General features: G+C 36.0%; 18 protein-coding genes and 3 tRNA genes. 2 read left to right on the plus strand and 19 right to left on the minus strand.

All coding sequences use genetic code 11. The features are described 5' to 3' along the window. Positions 1-14: 14 nt before the first annotated feature. The 9 genes from EVJ48_03660 to EVJ48_03700 all read right to left on the minus strand — a co-directional run bounded on the left by EVJ48_03660 (position 15) and on the right by EVJ48_03700 (position 6,189). Positions 15-90 (minus strand) — tRNA-Phe (locus EVJ48_03660). Positions 91-225: 135 nt separating this feature from the next. Then, positions 226-313: transfer RNA gene (locus EVJ48_03665), tRNA-Leu, on the minus strand. Positions 314-388: 75 nt separating this feature from the next. After that, positions 389-1,804: an NADPH-dependent glutamate synthase gene (gene gltA / locus EVJ48_03670; protein ID RZV39792.1), complete on the minus strand. Its 1,416-nt coding sequence runs from the start codon at positions 1,802-1,804 to the stop codon at positions 389-391. A 43-nt stretch (positions 1,805-1,847) separates the two neighbouring features. Continuing rightward, positions 1,848-2,693, minus strand: a complete 846-nt coding sequence (locus EVJ48_03675) for a sulfide/dihydroorotate dehydrogenase-like FAD/NAD-binding protein (protein ID RZV39793.1) — start codon at positions 2,691-2,693, stop codon at positions 1,848-1,850. A gap of 34 nt (positions 2,694-2,727) precedes the next feature. After that, positions 2,728-2,802: transfer RNA gene (locus EVJ48_03680), tRNA-Cys, on the minus strand. Between the two features lie 70 nt (positions 2,803-2,872). Continuing rightward, positions 2,873-3,973 carry a hypothetical protein gene (locus EVJ48_03685; protein ID RZV39794.1) on the minus strand — a complete coding sequence of 367 codons (1,101 nt, stop codon included), beginning with the start codon at positions 3,971-3,973 and terminating at the stop codon, positions 2,873-2,875. Between the two features lie 41 nt (positions 3,974-4,014). Beyond that, entirely contained in the window at positions 4,015-5,103 is a 1,089-nt protein-coding gene (locus EVJ48_03690; GenBank protein ID RZV39795.1) for a tetratricopeptide repeat protein, read from the minus strand. Positions 5,104-5,171: 68 nt separating this feature from the next. Then, entirely contained in the window at positions 5,172-5,555 is a 384-nt protein-coding gene (queD, locus tag EVJ48_03695; protein ID RZV39796.1) for a 6-carboxytetrahydropterin synthase QueD, read from the minus strand. A gap of 10 nt (positions 5,556-5,565) precedes the next feature. Next, a complete protein-coding gene (locus tag EVJ48_03700; protein RZV39797.1) occupies positions 5,566-6,189 on the minus strand; it encodes a hypothetical protein in 624 nt (207 codons plus the stop codon). Positions 6,190-6,233: 44 nt separating this feature from the next. Between EVJ48_03700 and EVJ48_03705 the strand changes: the two genes are divergently transcribed. Continuing rightward, complete coding sequence (locus EVJ48_03705; protein RZV39798.1) at positions 6,234-7,487, plus strand: hypothetical protein; 1,254 nt, start codon at positions 6,234-6,236, stop codon at positions 7,485-7,487. Here EVJ48_03705 and EVJ48_03710 read toward each other — a convergent pair. From EVJ48_03710 to EVJ48_03755, 10 genes are all read right to left on the minus strand, one after another. Further along, complete coding sequence (locus tag EVJ48_03710; GenBank protein RZV39799.1) at positions 7,473-8,357, minus strand: hypothetical protein; 885 nt, start codon at positions 8,355-8,357, stop codon at positions 7,473-7,475. The genes EVJ48_03705 and EVJ48_03710 overlap by 15 nt on opposite strands. 15 nt (positions 8,358-8,372) lie before the next feature. Beyond that, a complete protein-coding gene (locus EVJ48_03715; protein RZV39800.1) occupies positions 8,373-9,029 on the minus strand; it encodes an HAD family hydrolase in 657 nt (218 codons plus the stop codon). Then, positions 9,002-10,087, minus strand: coding sequence for a galactose-1-phosphate uridylyltransferase (gene galT / locus EVJ48_03720; GenBank protein RZV39801.1), 1,086 nt, complete (start codon positions 10,085-10,087; stop codon positions 9,002-9,004). The genes EVJ48_03715 and galT overlap by 28 nt, the downstream gene beginning before the upstream one ends. A gap of 45 nt (positions 10,088-10,132) precedes the next feature. Next, the gene (locus tag EVJ48_03725; protein RZV39802.1) at positions 10,133-11,815 is read right to left on the minus strand and encodes a hypothetical protein; all 1,683 of its coding nucleotides are present in this window, start codon (positions 11,813-11,815) and stop codon (positions 10,133-10,135) included. A 2-nt stretch (positions 11,816-11,817) separates the two neighbouring features. Beyond that, on the minus strand, positions 11,818-12,591 hold the full coding sequence (locus tag EVJ48_03730; protein ID RZV39803.1) for an ABC transporter: 774 nt from the start codon (positions 12,589-12,591) through the stop codon (positions 11,818-11,820). 20 nt (positions 12,592-12,611) lie between these two features. Next, positions 12,612-13,472, minus strand: coding sequence for a class I SAM-dependent methyltransferase (locus EVJ48_03735; GenBank protein ID RZV39804.1), 861 nt, complete (start codon positions 13,470-13,472; stop codon positions 12,612-12,614). Next, positions 13,466-14,758 (minus strand): adenylosuccinate synthase, encoded by a 1,293-nt coding sequence (locus tag EVJ48_03740; GenBank protein ID RZV39805.1) that lies wholly within the window; start codon positions 14,756-14,758, stop codon positions 13,466-13,468. The genes EVJ48_03735 and EVJ48_03740 overlap by 7 nt, the downstream gene beginning before the upstream one ends. An 18-nt stretch (positions 14,759-14,776) precedes the next feature. Next, positions 14,777-16,054, minus strand: a complete 1,278-nt coding sequence (gene hisZ, locus EVJ48_03745; protein RZV39806.1) for an ATP phosphoribosyltransferase regulatory subunit — start codon at positions 16,052-16,054, stop codon at positions 14,777-14,779. After that, entirely contained in the window at positions 16,039-17,616 is a 1,578-nt protein-coding gene (locus tag EVJ48_03750) for a phosphoglycerate dehydrogenase (GenBank protein RZV39807.1), read from the minus strand. Before EVJ48_03750 ends, hisZ begins: the two co-directional genes overlap by 16 nt. A gap of 104 nt (positions 17,617-17,720) precedes the next feature. Then, positions 17,721-18,863, minus strand: a complete 1,143-nt coding sequence (locus tag EVJ48_03755) for an alanine--glyoxylate aminotransferase family protein (GenBank protein RZV39808.1) — start codon at positions 18,861-18,863, stop codon at positions 17,721-17,723. A gap of 282 nt (positions 18,864-19,145) precedes the next feature. On the opposite strand from EVJ48_03755, the gene EVJ48_03760 reads away from it, so the two are divergent. After that, positions 19,146-20,788: LysM peptidoglycan-binding domain-containing protein (locus EVJ48_03760; GenBank protein RZV39809.1), on the plus strand; the 1,643-nt coding region annotated here is incomplete at its 3' end.

Below are 20,788 nucleotides of genomic sequence, written 5' to 3' on the forward strand. Positions count from 1 at the left end.
CTTTTATTTAAAGGTGGTGCCGAGAGGCGGAATCGAACCGTCGACACGAGGATTTTCAGTCCTCTGCTCTACCGACTGAGCTATCTCGGCATTAAACATGATAAGTTTTATTATATTATCATAAAACTTATTTAAATACAAATATTTTTAAGCGTGCCGTTTAATTTTTATACGGAGAGACGTAAAAAAAGACTCTAAAAACTAAAAATCAGATAAATATCTTTATGGTGCCGAGGGCCGGAATCGAACCGGCACGGAACAAAGTTCCGAGGGATTTTAAGTCCCTTGCGTCTACCACTTCCGCCACCCCGGCAATTATTTAATTGAGAAGATGCGCTTCAAAAAATGCATTATATAATATCTCACAAATCGCAATATTTGTCAAATATTACCATATTCCCGTTTCTAAGTATTTATCTATCGCAACAGCCGCTTTTTTTCCCGCACCCATTGCAAGTATGACGGTTGCGGCTCCCGTAACTATATCGCCTCCGGCAAAAACTCCTTTCTTTGAGGTTTTTCCTGTGTTCTCATCTGCTATTATATATCCCCATTTGTTTAAATTTAAGCCGGGAGTAAAAGAAGGAATAATTGGATTTACGTTTGTTCCTATAGCAATAACCGCTGCCTCTATTTTAGTAATAAATTCAGAACCTTTTATTGGTAGAGGTCTTCTTCTGCCGCTTTCGTCGGGCTCTCCAAGCTCCATCCTTTCACATTCAACAGCCGTAACGTTATGGTTTTCGTCTCCTATAAATCTGATTGGATTTATTAAAAATTCAAACTTAACGCCCTCTTCTTCGGCATGATGAACTTCCTCGATCCTTGCCGTCATTTCGTTTCTTGATCTCCTGTAAAAAATTCTGGAGTCTTGATAACCAAGCCTTAAAGCCGTCCTGACGGCATCCATAGCAGTGTTGCCCGCCCCAAATACTACTAACGTCTTGCCGCATTTAATGGGCGTATCGTATTCGGATTTGTTGTAAGCGCGCATTAAATTAACGCGGGTAAGAAATTCGTTGGCGGAATATATACCGTTAAGTTCTTCCCCCGGTATATTAAGAAATTTTGGCGTCCCTGCGCCCGTTCCTATAAAAACAGCGCCGTAGCCCCTATCGTTAAGCAGTTCGTCTACGTTAAAAGTTTTGCCTATTACTTCATTCGTAAAAACGTTCACTCCCATATCTTCCAAGACTTTAAGTTCTCTTGATAAAATTTCTTTAGGGAGACGAAACTCGGGAATTCCATACATTAAAACTCCTCCTATTTCATGAAGGGCTTCATATATCGAAACGGCATAACCCATTTTACACAAATCGCCTGCAACCGTAAGACCTGCCGGACCTCCGCCTACCACCGCTACTTTTTTATCTTTATTTTGATTTATTTCTATGTGGATATCGCCGTATTTTGCTTCGTAATCCGCCACAAAGCGTTCAAGATTTCCTATGGCTACGGAAGGGGTATCCTTTCTTTTGCCTACCGTGCAAACCTTCTCGCACTGGTCTTCTTGAGGGCAGACCCTGCCGCATACTGCAGGCAAAGAATTCGTTTCTTTAATTTTCTTTGCGGCGCCAAGAAAATCTCCTTCTTCGATAAGCTTTATAAAAGCGGGAATATTTATATTAACGGGGCATCCTTCGATGCAGTAAGGTCTCTTACACTGAATACATCGTTTTGCTTCTTCTACGGCTTCTTCGGCCGTATATCCGTTCGGGACCTCTTTGAAATTGCCGCTCCTTACCGCAGGTGGCTGACACTGCATAATATGTTTCTTAATTTTCAGCCTTTCTTTTGTATCCATATTTAATTATAAATTGTCTGCTATACTCTCTATACTTATAAAATTAAGCAGTTAAATTATGGTGTGCTTTCATATGGCAATCATACGAAGTTTTTTCTTCTTCCTTATAAAATTTAAGCCTGTTCATAAGGTTGTCGAAATCCACTAAATGCCCGTCGAAGTCGGGACCGTCTACGCAAGCAAATTTTGTTTTATTGCCCACCAAAACCCTGCATGCACCGCACATTCCCGTTCCGTCTATCATAATTGGATTTAAACTTACGATTGTTTTTATGGATTTTTCTTTGGTTAGGTCGCTTACGGCTTTCATCATAATTACCGGACCGATGGCGATAACCCTGTCTATCTGTATTTTTTTATCGTAAATAAGGCTTCTTAAAACATCTGTGACGATGCCTTTAGTACCGTAGCTTCCGTCGTTTGTAGCGGCAAGAACTTCACTGCTCGCCGATTTCATCTCGTCTTCCATCAAAAGAAGCTCTTTGTTTCTTGCTCCGATTATAGATATGACGTGATTTCCTTCCGCCTTCATAGCTTTGGCTATAGGATATATTGCCGCAGTTCCAAAACCGCCTCCGATGCAGACTACGGTTCCAAATTTTTTTATTTCGGTAGGAACACCGAGAGGCCCTACTAAATCAACTAAACTTTCCCCGACGTTTAATTCGCTGAGCAGGTGCGTAGTTTTTCCAAGCGTCTGCACAAGTATAGTAATAGTTTTGTCGTTTTTGTCTGAACTTGCGATAGTAATAGGAATTCTTTCGCCGTTTTTATTTACCCTCAATATGATAAATTGGCCGGGTAACGCTTTTAACGCAATATCCGGAGCCGATATATTGTATAAATTTATCCCTTCGCCGAGATTTTTCTTGCCGATTATTTGATACATATTTTTATCGATAGGTTATCGTTTTATGCTGTCATGGAGGCGGCACTCGGAATTGAACCGAGGTATAAAGGTTTTGCAGACCTCTGCCTTACCGCTTGGCTATGCCGCCTTAATTAAAATATTATTGGACATTCTTTTATTGTATTATTTTTTCACTTTTTTTTAAATAGTTTTTTCTTTTATTTGTACAGCAACAGGCTTTTTGCTCGTATTCTGCGGTTTACCTTCGGCACTCCCGACTTAAGCTGTTTAAAATTTATACCTTCCGGTTTAGCATAAATAGAGAATGTTCCGACCTTGTTAAATACGGTTTTTACTAAAGCGATACCTTTATTAAAAGCTTTAAAGTTGAATACGCTACTCCTTTCTATTCCGCCGGAAGAGACTAAGGACAATTTAACTTTACCGCTTATGCGGTCGGCATTTGTTATTACGTTGCCGAATTTATCGACCGCCACTATTTTAATTATAAAAGGTCTTCCTGCCGGAATTTGGGCAATGTTTGTAGAAATAAGAAACTTTTTAAAATAAGAAGGTCTTATGTTTATATTTTTACTTATAAAAATATGGGTCCTGCCGCCGTAATTAATGGCAAAGTTTAACTGTCCTATCCCCGCCCTGTCCGAAATAAAATTGAATTTACCGGCACCGTCGTTTATGTAACTGGCTGGTATTATTCTGGGTCTTATGCTGAAGTTGTCTCCGGTTAAATAAACTTTTATGCTGCCGTTTGATTTCGGCATTAATTTTACGGGGTTTCCGTACTGATCGGCAGCATATATTTTTACTTTAAACGGAACGCCGGCTATAACGTTTTTCGGAGCCGATATTTTTAAATTATGGAACGGTCCTGCATAAATATGAATGGGCGTACTTTCGTCTTCTACGCCTTCAAATGAGCTCGAAATCTCTATTTTGCCGGCTTTTTTATAAGAAACGTCAAAGTTTACTATGCCTTTCTTAAACTCTGAGGCGGGAATATTCAACTGTTCTTGATTGCTTTGCCCGCCGATATTTACGTTAATGTTCAATCCCTCGTATTTCTTGGCAAAATCTGTAATTACGTTGCCGTAATCGTCTAAAGCAACCAATCTGACATCAAATTTGCTGCCGGCCTGGACGCTGTGCGGCACGTTTATCCTGAAATTATTAAGCTTTCCGGGAAGAATGGTTATAGTAGTAAATGCATAACCGTTAACGGAAAACATAGAAATTAAGCAAAAAAGCAGTAAAGAGAAAATAACGGCGTAAAAAGTTATTTTTTTTGCATTAAAATTCATAATCGGATTCCCCTTAATAAAAAAATAATGTTTCATATTTATTATCGTATTTTTTTTGAAATATTTAAATAATATTTAATTTTTTCATCGGAAGGATTCAACTCTAAAGCTTTCCTAAAACTGTATTCGGCGTTGGAAAACATTTTTAAACGCATGTACGACAGTCCCAGAATAAAATTTATCTGCCATAATTTTTTGTGCTCAAGCGCTTTTTTGGCATAATACACGGATGCCCTGTAATTTTTAATTTCGTATTCGTCCAAGGCGGCATTTGATAATGCCCTGTAATTATCCGGATTATAACTTAAGGCTTTTTTAAACATAATCAATGCAGTGCTGAAATCGTTTTGCGAAAACGATAAAACTCCTTTTTTATTATAAAAATTTGATTCTTGAATGCCTGATTTTTTAATGAAAGCAGTTTTTTTTGCTAATTTTCTATAAACTCTTTCGGATATATTTGATTTTTTCTTTATTTTTTCATAATTTAAAGAAACGTCTTTTGGCTTTGCAGCGGTTTTTTTATTTTTCTTAACGATATATAAAAACGGATTTATAGTTCCGAGATCTTTCGGCTTCTTTATATATCGCTTAGATTTCAAAATGCTTTTTAACGCATCTTGTCTGCTTATAACATATGCAGCCAAGATTGAGGAAAAATTTACCGAATTGTTTTTATTTATATTTTTACCGATATAGAATTTTTTAAAATTTATTTTATAATTATACTCTAAATCTTTAACAAAGGAATATATATCGCGTGGATTTCCGAAGCCGGAAACTTTAAAATAAAAATCGGCGGCTGTATTTTTTTTATTTAATTTTATAAATTTAACGGCATCCAATTTTATTCGATATTTTTTTCCGGCGCTTATAATTTCCGAAATGAAATATTTTTCGTTTTTATTGAAAGAATATCCGTAGCGTAAAATAGGAAAGTCGGTTTTTCGTATTCCTTTTATGCTTTCGTCTATCTTGATTTGAATACTTTTTAGCTCGGCGATTCTTTTGTTTATCAAAAAGTTTATTTTATTTTCTTTTGCCGTAATGCTTTTATATATAAAAAAAACGGCAAACACCGATATTATAAAAAATGTTACGGCAAAATAATATGCTATTTTTTTATTCACGACATTATATTTTTTTAAAATTAAATTAATATATTATATATATTTAATACATTATTAAAAATTTTAAGTCAATCAATTTTGTAATAGGACGCCATAGACGTATCCGTTTCATAGACGTTTACGCTTTTTACGGCTATGCCGTTATGTTGCGTAGATTTAATTTTTTTTTCAAATTCGTTATATATATACATAGCTAAATTTTCCGCAGAAGGGTTTGCGTTTAAAAAAAAGGGGGTCTCGTTGATGAACTTATGGTCGAGCGTTTCCAATACTTCGTTAAGATAATTTTTCAGCAGTTTAAAATCTATTGCAATTCCTATTTCGTTTAACTTAGATGCAGAAACGACGGCTTCAACCTTCCAATTGTGCCCGTGAATGTTTTCGCATTTTCCTTGATAGCCTCTTAAGGCATGCGCAGACGAAAAACCCGACGTTATTTTTAAATCGAACATAATTATTTTATTACGAACCGGTAAAATTATCGTTAATTTTAATTTTTGCGTGCATTCTGAGATTTACAATCATATTTTTAAGTTTCTTCGCCAGTTCAACCGCATATTTTTGCTTTTGTTTTTTTGCAGTTCCTCTTCCGTTTTCGATAGTAAATAAAAAGAATTGCAGTCTGTATTTTATGAATTTTTTTTCTATTATAATTTTTTTTAAAAAATTATAGAAACCGTTTTTATCAAAACCAAACTTGCTTAAAAATACCGAAAAACTTGTGCGCCTATGAAGAACCGCAAACTTCTTTTTAAAATTTTGAGCCATAGCCTTTAAAGCAGGATTGCTTATAATTAAGCCGCCGGCCTTTTCCTGCTGATTAAGAATAATAATCCTGTTTATATATATATTCGTCAAATGCTTTAATTCGCCGTTGGTTAACGTTTTGTTAATTTTAACATATTTTAAATTATTTACCATATTAAAATTATATAAAAAGTATAAATCATTTAGCGTTATAGCAGTATTGTCAACCGAGGCGGCTATAGAATCAACCTGAAATCCGCTTGAAACACTAGCAAAAACCGAAGTCAAAAAAAATGCAAAAAAAAATGACAGCCAAGCAGTTTTTATTTTATATTTCATTATTTCTAATAGAAATTATTAAAAATTTATTATAAAATCTTTCTATGCATTACAATATAGCATCTATATTTTATATTTTAATATTATCATTATTTTTATTTTTTTTATATATTTTTTTATTTAAAAATATACAGTATTTATTTGCTAAAAATAAATTAAGGGAATATACGCGTGAAATTGAAATTTATAAAACCATATTAAACAACATTAAAGAAGGGGTTGCCGTTATAAACAAAGAAAAAGAAATCTTATTCGTAAACGAATCTTTCGGCAAAAACATAAGGTCGGCAAAAACTGACGGCAAAATTATTAATAATCGATTCGATTTTTTAACTAGAAATATAGAACTTAATTCATTAATAGACGGAGCCGTTAAAAATAATTTTTTTAAAATAACCGAAAAAAAAATTTCTTACTACGATAGGGCCGAAAAAAAAACTGCCGATTGCATAATCTTTAAGATAAATAATAATGATAAATATGCGGTAATAGTTAAAGATATCACCGACATGCAGAAAATAGAAGATATCAGGTCGTCTTTTATTCAGAACGTTTCCCATGAATTACAAACGCCGGTAACGGCTATAACCGGTTTTGCCGAAACTTTAAAAAACGGTGCTATCGATAACCCTTCCGTCAGGTTGAAATTCGTGAATATAATCGAACAGCACGCAAAACGGCTTCGATTTTTAATTGACGACCTGATTACGCTTTCCAATATCGAAACGGAAAAGTTTCCGGTTAAGTTAGAAAATATAGATATTAAAACTAATATAGAAAATTCTTTAATTTTATTTGAACATGAAATAAAAGAAAAAAATTTATCCGTTATTAATAAAGCGAAAAATGATACATTTATTTCGGATACCGGCAAAATAAGCCTTATAATAAACAACCTTATTCAGAATGCCGTGAAATACGGCAATAAAAACGGCATAGTATCGATAGAAGGGTACGCCTGCGACAAGGCGGCGGCATTGAATTTTATTTCTGAAGCCGAAGAAACATCGGTTTTATGGAATTTTTATTTCCTTAACGAAGACGACTCGCAATTTCTTTTCTTTTCAATAATCGATAACGGTATTGGCGTAAACTATACTAATCTTTTAAGGCTGGGCGAAAGATTTTTCAGGATCGACGGCTCGCATAAAAATTCAGCCAAAGGTTCCGGGCTCGGACTGGCTATCGTAAAGCACACCCTGAAATTATTAAGAGGCAGCGCCGTCATTAAAAGCAGTATGGGAAACGGATTTAAGTTTTCTTTCGTTATACCGGTAAAACGGTTAAACAAAATTTAACTCTGGAGTAGATTTTATAAGCTTATATTTGTAAAGTAAATCGGCATAAATATTAAAACCCCTTATTTCATCGGGTCCTAAGTTAAAACTCAGACAGTCCGTCCAATATTCCATAAGCTCTTCAAAAGATATGAAGTCATAATCGCCGGATTTTATCGCCGTTTCGGCTGCATCTTTAAAACCGGATAACGCTTTTATTTTTGATTTTATCAAATAATCGTATAAAACGGAAAATTCATTTTTATTGCCGTCGTAAGATTCTTTTCTTATTATAAAAAGAGCAAAAACAAAAGGGGAAGACGTATGTCTGTACCATAAATCCGCTAAGTCGTATGCATAATAGCCGTCCGGAATATTTTTTACAAGTTTTAAGGCATTATTGCCTATATGCAGGAAACTGTTTCCTTCAGCTATTTTTCGATAATAATCCGAATCTATCTCAAGCTCTAAATTTTCGTTTTGTTTCAAACTTAAAAATTTCATTTCGTTTAAATCCATTTTATAAAATTCTGCCAATAAAACTTTTAATAAATTTAACGAGGTAAGGGTTTCCGGCGTAACGTATACCGTTTCGTTCTTATTGAAATTCTCTATGGATTTATTTGAAAAAAGATATATGCTTTTTACTTTTTTCTTGGAACTTATCGAAAGGTTGGGAAATATATAAGAATTATCGTAATTAGAAATATAGTAAAAAGAAGATGAAGGGCTTATATCTATGCCGCCGTATTGTAATTTACTATTCAAAAAAGCCGGCGTTCCGGAAATAAAATCCGCAAAATTATTTCTGTTTTCGCCGTTAAGTATTTTTTTTAAATAATAGTAGATAGGATATACGTTAAGATAATTTATTTCTCCTATTTTAATCATAAAATGATGCTCGTATTACGGTAAAATTTGCGAAATTTCTTTATATAAATAATCTGGATTGTATCCTTTTAGTTCGTCGTATTCGTGATTCCCCGAAGCAACGGCGCATATATGAATGCCGGCATTTTTTGCGGCCATTATGTCTATCGGGGAATCGCCGATTAATATTGTATACTCTTTTGGAATAGCAGTCATATCGACGATTTTGTTTATCATTTCCGGCGACGGCTTGCCTTCTAAACCGTCGAATACACCGTAAACGCAATCAAAAAGACCAATGATCTGCAGATGCTTTAAAAGTTCACGCGATATAGAACCGGTTTTATTAGTCGCTACGCTAAGAATTTTATTTTCGCTTTTTAATTTTAAAAGAAGTTCTTTCGCGCCTTTTATCAACGTTGTTTTATCGAAACAGACTTCCGTGTATTTTTTTCTAAAAACGGCGATAGCTTCTTCTTCATTCTCTTTTCCGAAAAGTTTGCCGAGCAGGCCTTCAAGCGGAACGCCTACGTAAGAACTGGATTCTTCCGGCGTTATCTGCCTGCTTTGGAATTTAGAAAACACGGCGTCGAAGGCATCGTTTATAGCTTCAAACGAATCTATAAGCGTCCCGTCTAAATCAAAAATTATTGAATTATATTTTTTTAAAATTTTAAAAAACCTCTCATAAATTCGGCGGTTTCTTCGGGAATAGCCGTATTAATGGACATTCCGGTTCCTATCTCGAAACCGGCTTTCATAGTCAGTCTTGGAATAATTCTTAAACTCCAGTGATAATAGTCTTCTTTTTCGTCTGCTATCGGCGGATTATTAAATACGAAATTATAATCCGGATTGTCGAGCGCATCATACATACCTTTAAGAATCTTTTTGACTATTATGCCGAGAGCCTTAACCTTATCCATAGAAATATTTGAAAAACAGGGCTCGTGCGACAGCGGCATTATCCATGTTTCAAAAGGGCTCGCCGAAGCAAACGGATGAAAAACTATGAAATCGTCGGTCTGCATTATTATCCTTCTGCCGTCCACTATTTCAGCCTGTATCATATCGCAAAAAATACATCTTCCAACTTCGTCATAATAAAATCTGGCCTGCGAAATATTATTTCTAAGGCTCAGCGGTATTACGGGCGCGGCTATAATCTGCGAATGGGAATGTATGATGGAAGTTCCGGCGTTAGCGCCGCTGTTTTTAAAAATTATGATATATTTAAATTTAGAATTGTTGCGCAGGCTCAAATACCTCTGCCTGTACATCAAAAAAAGCTCCTGCACCTGCTTGTCCGAAAAAAAAGGTATCGTTTCGTTATGTTTAGGCGTATCTATTACTACTTCGTGCGTACCTATTCCGGGTTTAGTCCTGAAAACTTCCGTTGCCCTGGGAAAAAAATATCCCGTAAAATCGGTATTTACGGATTTTATCCCTTCATAAGCGTTTAAATTTTCTTCAGAATTAAGAGAAAGAGCGGCAAATTTATTAGGAATTACTCTTATCCACCAGCCTTTAGAATTTGTCGGAGTGCCATAAGTCCTGAAAGCATCTACTTCATGGGGCGAGAAGTGTTCGTTTCCCGAACAAAAAGGGCAATCCGCCGAATATTCGCCGAGCTTTTCGAGCGTATCTTTTTTATGTGCGGAGTCCCCGCCGAATTCGTTAGGCCTTCTTCTTCTTTCGGTAGCTATTATGACCCATTCTCTTGTGGTAGGATCCTGCCTTAATTCCGACATATTTAATATTTATATATAATCTATATTTTATAATTTTTTATATTTTTATTGCTTTATATATTCATTATATAAAAAATCATGAATTTTACAAGAATTATTTACGTCAGAGAAGTTAAACCGCAGAGATTTATTCCAGACCGCAAAAGGCTTGTTCTGTTCGCCGCCTATTCCGCCGTGGGCTCCCATCTGATTTTCAAAATTTATTATATTTTTGCCGTCGTATGCGCCGAACAAAATTAAATCTCCCGAATTTTTAAACTCGATAAATCTTTCTAAAGAGGAGAAAGCCGTTTCCGACTCTGCTTTTGTTTTGCAAGAATCGATTATCCTGCCTATAGTAAAATTTTTGCCTGCTAAATTATTTATGAAATATTTTAAAACGTAAAATTTTTGGTCTTCTTTGTCGTATATGGACGCTTCGCCTTTTTCGTTAATGCCGGCTATAAAGCCTATGCCTTTTAAGTTAGCAAGCATGTTTATTAATTTACTGTATTTATTTTCAATCTCTTCAAGAGTCATTCTTTGATATTTCCCCGAAAAATAGATATTAGCCATAGGTCCGGAATCCATTATGTATATCGTTTTTTCGTTCTGCCATTGAAACGTAAGTATACTTTCCGGTTCTTTAACCGATTTCATTCCTCCTATAAATCCGTTATAAATTTTTTTGCATGTACCTTTCTTAAAAAAATCGCCCATATATAAAAACAATCTTTTAAAAACCGCATTGTAACCGGTATCGAATTCATACACTTTTAATTCAGGATCGCTAACATATTCGCTAATTGCGTCTTTGAGCATTTTACCGCCGTTCGCTTTTTGAAAAGGTACGGATGGCGTGTGTCCATGATCTGATATTATAAAAATGTCGTATTTTCGTTCCGATTTTAAAACGGCTTTATTTATGTGATAAATTTTTCTGTCTATAGCCTTTAATGTTCTTAATGCGCTGTATGAATATGGCCCCCTGTGATGCGAAAGTTCGTCGTATCCTATATAATCCGAATATATAGAAGGTACTCCGCGGGAAATATCCATTATGGCGCCGAAAGTTTCTATCTCTTTAAATATAACGTTAGTCATCGCCCTTGCAAAAGGAAAAAAACCTTCGGGACGAACTTCCCGCTTCTTCGCTATATCCTGTATTTTTTCGAATATTTCCAATATAGCCTCAAAAAACACGTAAAAGAATGTTTTCAAAAAAGTAAAAATATGAAAAACGAAAACTATAAAGATATCGAAATTCCTAACTTTTTTTTTAAATAAATATCTTATTGAAAACGTTGAAAGAGTGAAGGTTGAGCGCGACGCTCCGCCGGAAAACAGATTGACGTAACTTGAGCCGCCTTTCAAAAGACCGGGACTTCTTCCCGCCAAGCGCTCCTCTATCCGTCCGGCGCTTTCGGGTTTCTTAAATATTATTTCTTCTCCCGTTTCTCTTTCTATCCATCTGAAACCGGGTATATCGTCGTTATTTCCGTATAAAAGACCTGCCTGAAAAAACGGCGTGTCGCTGGGTACGCCCGTAAAATAATCGGCAAGCAAATAATCTCCGGAATTTATCATTTTCTTAAGGTGAGGCATCAAATTTAACGAGAGGGCTTTTTTTAAAGCGGTATAAGAAAGCCCGTCTATTTGAAATATAACAAAGCCTTTTTTTTCGATAGACTTAGCTATTTTTATTTTTCTTATAGATTTTTTAAAAATATTTAACAGGCTTAATTTCATATTCAATTATCTTCTCTTTCAAAAAGAAAGTTTGAAAGAAAAACCATTAAAATTAAAAAACCGGCAATAAAAATAAAATTCCATATAAGCGGCGTTTCGGGCATAAACAGCGTCTTTTTTTTATCGTAAAAAAACAGGTACTTCAGTATATCTACGGAATAAGTAACCGGATTTATATAAGCAAGTATTTTTAAAAATAACGGAAATTTTTTAATAGGATAAAGCGCTCCGCTTACAAAAAACATAGGTTGCACCAATAAATTAATTATGGAATTAAACCCCTCGAAAGACGTCATCTTAGATGCTATTACTATGCCGAAAGCCGTAATGGAGCATGATATTAAAAATAAAGAAGCTGCAATCAGCAAAAATGAAATAACGGTAATATGGATTCCCAAAAAAGGGGCGAAAGCCAGCATTATAAGAGCCTGAACCGTACTTATAATTCCGCCCGACGTAATTTTTGCCAGAACAAACGTTTTTCTTGAAACCGGCGAAACCAATATTTCTTTTAAAACGCCGAACTCCCTGTCCCAGATAATCGATATGGATGAAAATATAGACCTGAAAAGTACCGTCATAATAAGTATGCCGGGAAAAATATACTGCATATAAGAGCCGTTTTTCATTTTTACGAGAGTGGAAATTCCATAACCGACGAATAAAAGCCATATAACCGGCCTTGAAAGATCGGTAACGAGCCTCGATTTCTGTCTCGTAAATTTTAAAATTTCCCTTTTATTTATAGCTATAAAAGCTCTAAGTTCGCTTTTCATAAACAGTAAAAGTTATCCTTTTATTTTTTTACGCAAGTAATTAAGAAATCGGTTTTAGAAACTAATATATCTTCTTTTTCGGAATTTAAAAATTTATAATAATCGTTTAATCCAATGTGATATTCCGGCGGCGTAATCATTTTTTTTTCAAAAAGATTTTTTTTTACCGATTCAAATTCGTTCTGTAATAACAAAAATGCATTTTTAATCTGCCCGGCACTGCCGTAATCGTTTTTTCTTTTAAAAAAAATCTGGGTAAACGGTTTTATTTTAATATCGCAAAAACCGCCTGACGATAAAAATGAAGGTAATTTTTTAGAAATATTTCTGTCGCCTCCGTTTAGAGCCTGATAACGCGAATAGGCATTGAACAATTTTTTTGAATTATCGGTCGGCTCAGGATAATAGAGCGTCATATCGTCTTCTATGTCTATTAAAATCAACAATCCGCCGTATTTTAAAGTTCTTTTGATTTCCGAAAGAAAAGGGGGCGAAATGTTTATATGTTGAAAAACATATCTTGCAAAAATTGCGTCGAATATTTCGGCTTTGAAAGGCATGCTTCGGACGTCGGCGTTAATATAAGACGTGTTTGCGGAACCGTTGATAGCCGCCGCAGTTTTTAAAGAGCCTGCGTCTAAATCGAATGCTATAATTTTTAAAGGATTTTTTTCTTTAAGAACGCATGGAAGTATTCCAAGACCAGTACCTGCATCGCATATTATTTTTCCGGTAAAGGAATATTCCAGTTCGTTAACCTGACGCAATAAAAACGGCGCAGTTAAATAGGATTGGAAAGCTATATAACGTGCATCCGCGGAATTAGTTTCCGCTAAAGCCGCGTCTAAAAATTGTCTGCAATACAAAACCCGTCCTAAAATATATTTTTTAAATTTATAATCTGCATTCTTTCTTTCCCGATAGAAAGCATATTAATTTTCAATCCGGTAAGCTCTTCTATTCTTAAAATATATTTCTGCGCATTAACCGGAAGGTCTTTAAAATCTTTGATTTGCGATATATCGCCGCTCCATCCTTCCGTTTCTTCATAAAGCGGAACCGTTTTTTCATAATCGGATGAAGAAAAAGGCAGATGATTAATTACTGAACCTTTAAGCATATAACCGGTACAAATTTTAATCTTCGGCAGATCCGATAAAACGTCGAGCTTCGTAACTATCATTCCGGTAATTCCGTTTAAACGGCCTGCTTCTTTAATTAAATTTACGTCGAACCAGCCGCATCTTCTCGGCCTTCCCGTAACGGAACCGAACTCTTCTCCTTTATCCCTGATGTTCTTGCCGTCGCCGCCTTTTAATTCCGTCGGAAAATAACCCTCCCCTACACGTGTAGTATATGCTTTAGTAATACCGATAACTTCATCGATTTTCGTCGGACCTAAACCTACGCCCGCAAGCGAAGAACCTCCTACCGTATTAGATGACGTAACGTAAGGATAAGTGCCGTGGTCGACGTCTAAAAAAGTACCTTGCGCGCCTTCCAGCATAACGTTAAGTCCCTGTTCCAATTTTTCGTTTATATATATAGACGTATCTATAAGGAATTCCTTTATTTTTTCTCCGTAATTTAAATATTCTTCAATTAAATCGTCTGGATTAAATATGTCTTCTCCAAGTACGTTTTTAAAAAGATAATTTTTTTCTTTCAGGCTCAAAACTATTTTACCGTACAGCACGTCTCTGTTTAGCAGATCGACGGCACGTATTCCGAGTCTTGCAACCTTATCTTCATATGCCGGACCTATACCTCTTCCGGTAGTGCCTATCATTCCGGCGCCTCTTAATCTTTCCCTTGCCGTATCAAGTCTTTTATGATAAGGCATAATTATATGCGATTTATAAGATATAAAAAATCTGTTCTTAATATTTATTCCGACGGCTTTTAAATCCTCAAGCTCCTGAAAAAGAACGGACGGGTCTATTACTACGCCGTTTCCAAGAATACAGATTTTATCTTCGTTTAATATGCCCGAAGGCACTAATCTGAATACCAAACTTAATTCGCCGCACACGACGGTATGCCCGGCATTATTTCCGCCCTGATAACGCGCTACTATATCTGCGTTTTTAGCAAGCAAATCTACTATTTTACCCTTTCCTTCGTCTCCCCACTGAAGACCGACGACTATAATATTTTTTTTTCTCATATTTTTTTGATTATAATTTTATATATTTTCGGTAAATTTTTTAAGTTCCGATATATTTTTAAATTTTATTTCTTTGCCGGTATTTATATCGCCGAACAAAATATGGTCTTCCGTTATGTTTATAATTTTTTTTATTCTATTTTCCTTCATATATTTTACGGTCTCTAAATATCCGTAGTTCATAAAATTTGTTTCTACGGCATATCCTTTTTTGCGCAAAAATAAAATAATTTCGACCTCAGGTTTTTTGTCGGCCGTTTTATTAAAAACAAGAAAATCTCTTTTTTTAAATCCGCTTTGCGAAAAATCGCCATATCTGCATAAAGTATCGAGATTTACTGCAAAACCCGCTCCGGCACAATTCTCGCCGAACCTGCCGATTAAATTGTTATATCTTCCGCCTCCGAAAATTTCGTAACCTACATGGGGCGCAAAACATTCAAATATTGTTCCGGTATAATAGTTTAACCCTCTTATCTCGCCAAGGTCTATAGTTATATATTCTTCTAACTTATAATATTTTATATACGAAAGTATCCGCTCAAGGGTTTCCAACGCTTCTTGCGACTTTTCGTCGGAAGCCATTTTCCATGCTTTTTTTATAACGGATTTTTCGCCGAAAATAAACGGAAGCTCGCTTATAACTTCTTTCTTTTTTTGCGGTATAGAAACTCCGTCAAGAAAAACGTTTAAGCCCGAAGAATCTTTTCTTAAAATAAATTCTTCTATTTTTTCTCTTACGGCGCGGTCTATGTCGGATACGATTCCTTTAAAAAATTCTACGTTTCCTATGTCTACGCTGAAATCTTCAACTCCGAGCCGCTTTAAAGATTCAATGCCCATTATTATGAGCTCTGCATCGCTTTCGGGACTTTCCGGTCCGACCGATTCTACCCCTGCTTGCCATATTTCTCTGGGTCTGCCTAGAACCGGGTCTAAATTCCTTAAAACCGGACCGCAGTAAGAAAACTTATAAGGCAGGGCGACCGAATTTTTTAATGCCGAGCTTAACCTTGCTATCTGAGGAGTAAAATCGCTTCTCAATGACAGCATCTCGCCGGTGCTTATATCGGCAACTTTAAAAAGTTCGCGTGCTTTAGAACTCAATAAAAACACGTCTAAAAAATCTATGCTTGGAGTTATAACCTTTCCGTAACCCCATCTAGAGAATTCGTCAAGAAGCGTATCTGCAACCCTGTCGATATTATCCGTTTCAGCAATTAAAAAATCTCTGGTTCCGGGAGGCGGCTGAGAAGAAAACGTCAAGTTTTTCTTGTTCACTATAACTCTAAATATTTAGCTTCCGTTATATTAGGTTCTGATTTTAGCTCGTTAATTACTTCGCCTTTAACTTCTGAATCAAGCTGTAAAATAGAGATGGCTTTATCTAAATGTCTTCCGAGATGCATCCTTGCAATGTTAATTTTATTTTTACCGAGTACTTTTCCTATAGATGCAATAACGCCTGGCTTATCCAGATTAAAAATAACCAGAATATGTCCTTCCGGAATAGCTTCGATTGAATAATCGTCCACTTTTACTATCCATGGATTCTTCTTGCCGAATATCGCTCCGGATATAGTGAAAGTTTTAACGTCTGTTTTCGCGGAAATAGATATGGTGCTGGTATAATCTAATGCCTGATCGGATTTTGATTCTACTACCGATATACCCCTTGTTTTTGCAACCTCCACGGCATTGACGTAGTTAATGTCTTCTCTGAGTATAGGATAAAGAATGCCTTTTACTACGTTAGGCGTTATAGCGCTTATATTGTGCTTAGATACCGCACCGTTATAATCTATTTTAATTTCGGTAATTCCGCCCGTTATAATATTGCCGAGCAGTTTGCCTATTTTTTCGCCGAGATTGAGGTAAGGACCTATAATATCGACCTCTTCTTTTGTTACGGACGGAACGTTAACCGCATTTTTTATAGTTCCGTTAATAAGATAGTCGGCAATTTGGTTGCATATTGCCACTGCCACGTTTGTCTGCGCTTCTTCGGTAGATGCTCCAAGATGCGGCGTTGCAATAACGTTGTCTAAGGTCAAAAGCGGATTATTTACCGGCGGTTCAACCTCGAATACGTCTAACGCGCAGGCTGAAACCTTGCCTGATTTTAGAGCTTCGTATAAATCAGCTTCGTTTATTATTCCGCCTCTTGCTATATTAAGCAGTTTGACTCCGTCTTTCATCTTGGCTATAGTTTCTTTGTTTATCATGCCTTTCGTTTCTTTGACTAAAGGCGTATGAACGCTTATATAGTCCGATTTTGCATATATTTCGTCTAAATCGACGAGATTTATTTCAAGTTCTTTTGCTTTTTCTTTAGATAAAAGAGGATCGTAACCGATAGGATTCATGCCGAAACATTTTGCGCGGTTATAAAGAACCTGCCCTATATTGCCCATTCCGATAATACCTAAAGTTTTTCCGTAAACTTCCGTACCTTGAAATTTGCTTTTTTCCCATTTGCCTTCCTTTATAGAAAGAAAAGATTGAGGTATATACCTAGACATAGCCATAAGCATGCCGAAAGTAAGCTCTGCCGTCGTTACCGTATTTCCGCCGGGCGTGTTCATAACGACTATTCCTGCGGCTGTAGCTGCGGCTTTATCTACGTTATCCAATCCGCTTCCGGCCCTTCCTATAACTTTAAGATTTTTAGCGGCTTCTAAAACGTCTTTTGTGAGCTTGGTTGCGCTTCTTATTACTATGCCGTCGTACTCTCCGATTATTTGTTTAAGCTCTTCGGGCTTTAATCCGGTTTTAACGTCAACTTGAATTTTACCTGTTTTCGCTAATATGTCGATACCTTCTTTGGAAAGTTTATCGCTTACGATAACTTTAAACATATTATTTATCTCCTATATATTTTGTTACGGGACGGAATTGAATTCCGTCCTACTTTATTGCGACGGGGACAGAATTTAATTCTGTCCCCGTCATATTTAATTATTTATTCGCCGAATAAAGCCTTTTGCGCGGCTTTAAGTCCGCTGCCGATTTCAAACTTATATCCTAATTCTTTTAATACGGCTTCCAATGCAGATATTGCCGTTATAACGTCAAAACATCCGGCATATCCAAGATGCGCTATTCTGAATATCTTGCCCTTTGCGGCATCCTGTCCGCCTGCTATGGTAATACCGTATTTTTCCCTTATAAGCTTTGTTATTTTGCCGGCATCCATACCTTCGGGCGCCCATACGGCCGTAAGAGCGTTGGAAGGCTCGTCTACCGTATAAAGTTTTAATCCCATAGCCTGAACGGCAACTCTGACGGCATTTGCAAGATTTGCATGTCTTTTGAATACTTTTTCCAATCCCTCTTCTTTAATTTCCCTTAATATTTCCCTTAATCCTACTATAAGCTGAACGTTGGGAGTATATGCATTCTGATTTTTTTCCAATGATTTCTTTTCTTTTTTAAAATTAAAATAGTACTTCGGCAGAGTCGATTTTTCTACGAAACTCCATGCTTTTTCGCTCAAAGAAGCAAAAGCGAGTCCTGGGGGCAGCATAAGGGCTTTCTGGGAACCGGTAACGACTACGTCAATTCCCCATTCGTCCTGCGGAATATTTGTTACTCCAAGCGCCGTAATAGCATCTACGACGAGAATAGTATTAGGTCTTTTTTTAACGATATCGGCAATTTCTTTAACAGGATGAAAGACTCCCGTGGACGTTTCGGATGCCTGTATATAAACGGCTTTTATTTCAGGGTCTTCGTTTAATGCATCTTCTATAGACTTCGGCGAAACGGTATGTCCCCACTCCACGTCTATAGCTTTTACGTTAACAGAGTATGCCTTGCATATATCGAACCATCTTTCCCCAAATTTTCCGCCTCTGACTGCAAGTGCATGGTCGCCGGCTGAAAGCAGGTTTGTAACGCATCCTTCCATAGCGCCTGTTCCGCTTGAAGTAAAAATTAATACTTCCTGTTTAGTCTGAAACAGGAATTTAAGATTATCTCTGACTTCCTGCAGAATGACGGAATATTCGGGAGCGCGGTGATGAATTATAGGAAGCGACATATCGGCTAAAGCGCGTTCGGGCACCGGCGTAGGTCCGGGCGCCAATAAATACTTTTTTTGCATTTTTAAACCCCTTTAAAATATTAAAATTAATTTGAAAAAATTATAACTATAAAATTAAATTTAAAACATTATATACTAAAACAAATTTAATAAAAAAAGTCAAGGATTTAATGTATTTTTATACTTCTAAAGATTTATATTTTTTTATAAAATTTTTTTAAAATTTGACTTTTCGTTATATAGACATTATAATTTATGATGTATTTATTTGCTTGATATTTTTTTATCTATTAAATATAAGTATATGACATATAATTTTAACTTTTAACCTTTACAATATAAATGGAAAATATGCGCAGTATTCATAAATTTAAAGAAATTTGTTTTTCTATACTAGCCTTTTTAATATTAACTTTTTTTATCTTGACCGTTCCTTCATATGCTTCCAAATCTAAATCTAATAAAAAAAAATATACGGGCAGTTTTTTAAATATAAGATTTACGACGAGTAAGCTTAATAAAAATAAAATTAGCGGAAAAAACGGCGCCGCACAAGTAGTTATTGTTTCTTCCGCAAATACAAATAATAGTTCTCAGGACAATAAGGTATTTATAAAAAAAATAAAGCCGAAAAAACATGAAACGGCAAAAAAAACGGCGGTTGTTGCCGACGCCTCCATTAAACAGCTAAACTCATCGGGCGGTTTAGCTGTATCCGGTCTGCTTGCAAAAAAAGGCGATTTTTCGAATTATCAAAAAAATATGACCCATATATTTCCTATGATTATAAATAAGGAAATAATACATTACATTCATTATTATCAGACTACGGGACGTGATTTTTTTAAATATGCGCTTTCAAGATCGGAAAGATATATACCCATGATAAAAAAAATTTTTAAAAAAATAGGTCTTCCTAACGATCTCGCTTATCTTGCAATGGTTGAAAGCGGTTTTTCGCCCACCGCATATTCTTACGCCGGCGCAAGCGGAATGTGGCAGTTTATACCTTCTACCGGCAGATTATTCGGTCTGACGATGAACTGGTGGGTCGATGAAAGGAGAAATCCTGTGGAATCTACATATGCAGCTGCAAAATACTTGAAAGATTTATTTAACAAATTCGGCTCATGGTATCTTGCGGCGGCGGCTTATAACAGCGGAGAATTAACTATAGAAAGAGCTTTATCCGTTGATCCCGGCGGTAATTTCTGGTCTATATCGCAGAACAAACCTTATCTTTTGCCTGGACAGACAAGAAGATACGTTCCTAAAATTATTGCGGCGGCAATTATTGCAAAAGATCCGGCAAATTTCGGCTTCCACAACATTAATTATCAAAAACCTATAAAATTTAAACAGGTAAAAGTGCCTTATTCGGTCAGCCTTTACGATTTGGCTAAATGCATAGACGTTTCCGAGTATGAATTGCAGAAGATGAATCCCGAACTTTTAAGAAACGTTACGCCGCCGGACGATCCCGAGTTTATGCTTAATATTCCTGCAAGCGATTACGGTAAATTCTTAAAAAATTTCAAAAATCTTAAAAGATATACGACTAATCAACCTGTAATAAAATATACGGCTTATTCAAGGCCTGCGAATAATACGGTTTATACCGTAGAACCGGGCGATACGCTTATGGGAATCGCTTCCAAGTATGGAGTGCCCCTATCAACTATAGAAAGGTACAACGGACTTAACGGCTATTCCATACTTAAAGTAGGAGAAAAAATAACAATACCGGGGATAAATACCGCAAATACAAATTACGCGGCAAATACTTCCGGTTCTAATACCGTTTATACCGTAGAACCGGGCGATACGCTTATGGGAATCGCTTCCAAGTACGGAGTATCTCTATCGACTATAGAGAGATACAATGGACTTAACGGCTATTCTATACTAAAAGTAGGAGAAAAAATAACTATTCCTGGAAGAAACAACGCTAATACAAATTACGCGGCAAATAATTCAGGCTCTAA

The sequence above is a fragment of the Candidatus Acidulodesulfobacterium acidiphilum genome, assembly GCA_008534395.1.
Classification (GTDB): Bacteria; SZUA-79; SZUA-79; order Acidulodesulfobacterales; family Acidulodesulfobacteraceae; genus Acidulodesulfobacterium_A; species Acidulodesulfobacterium_A acidiphilum.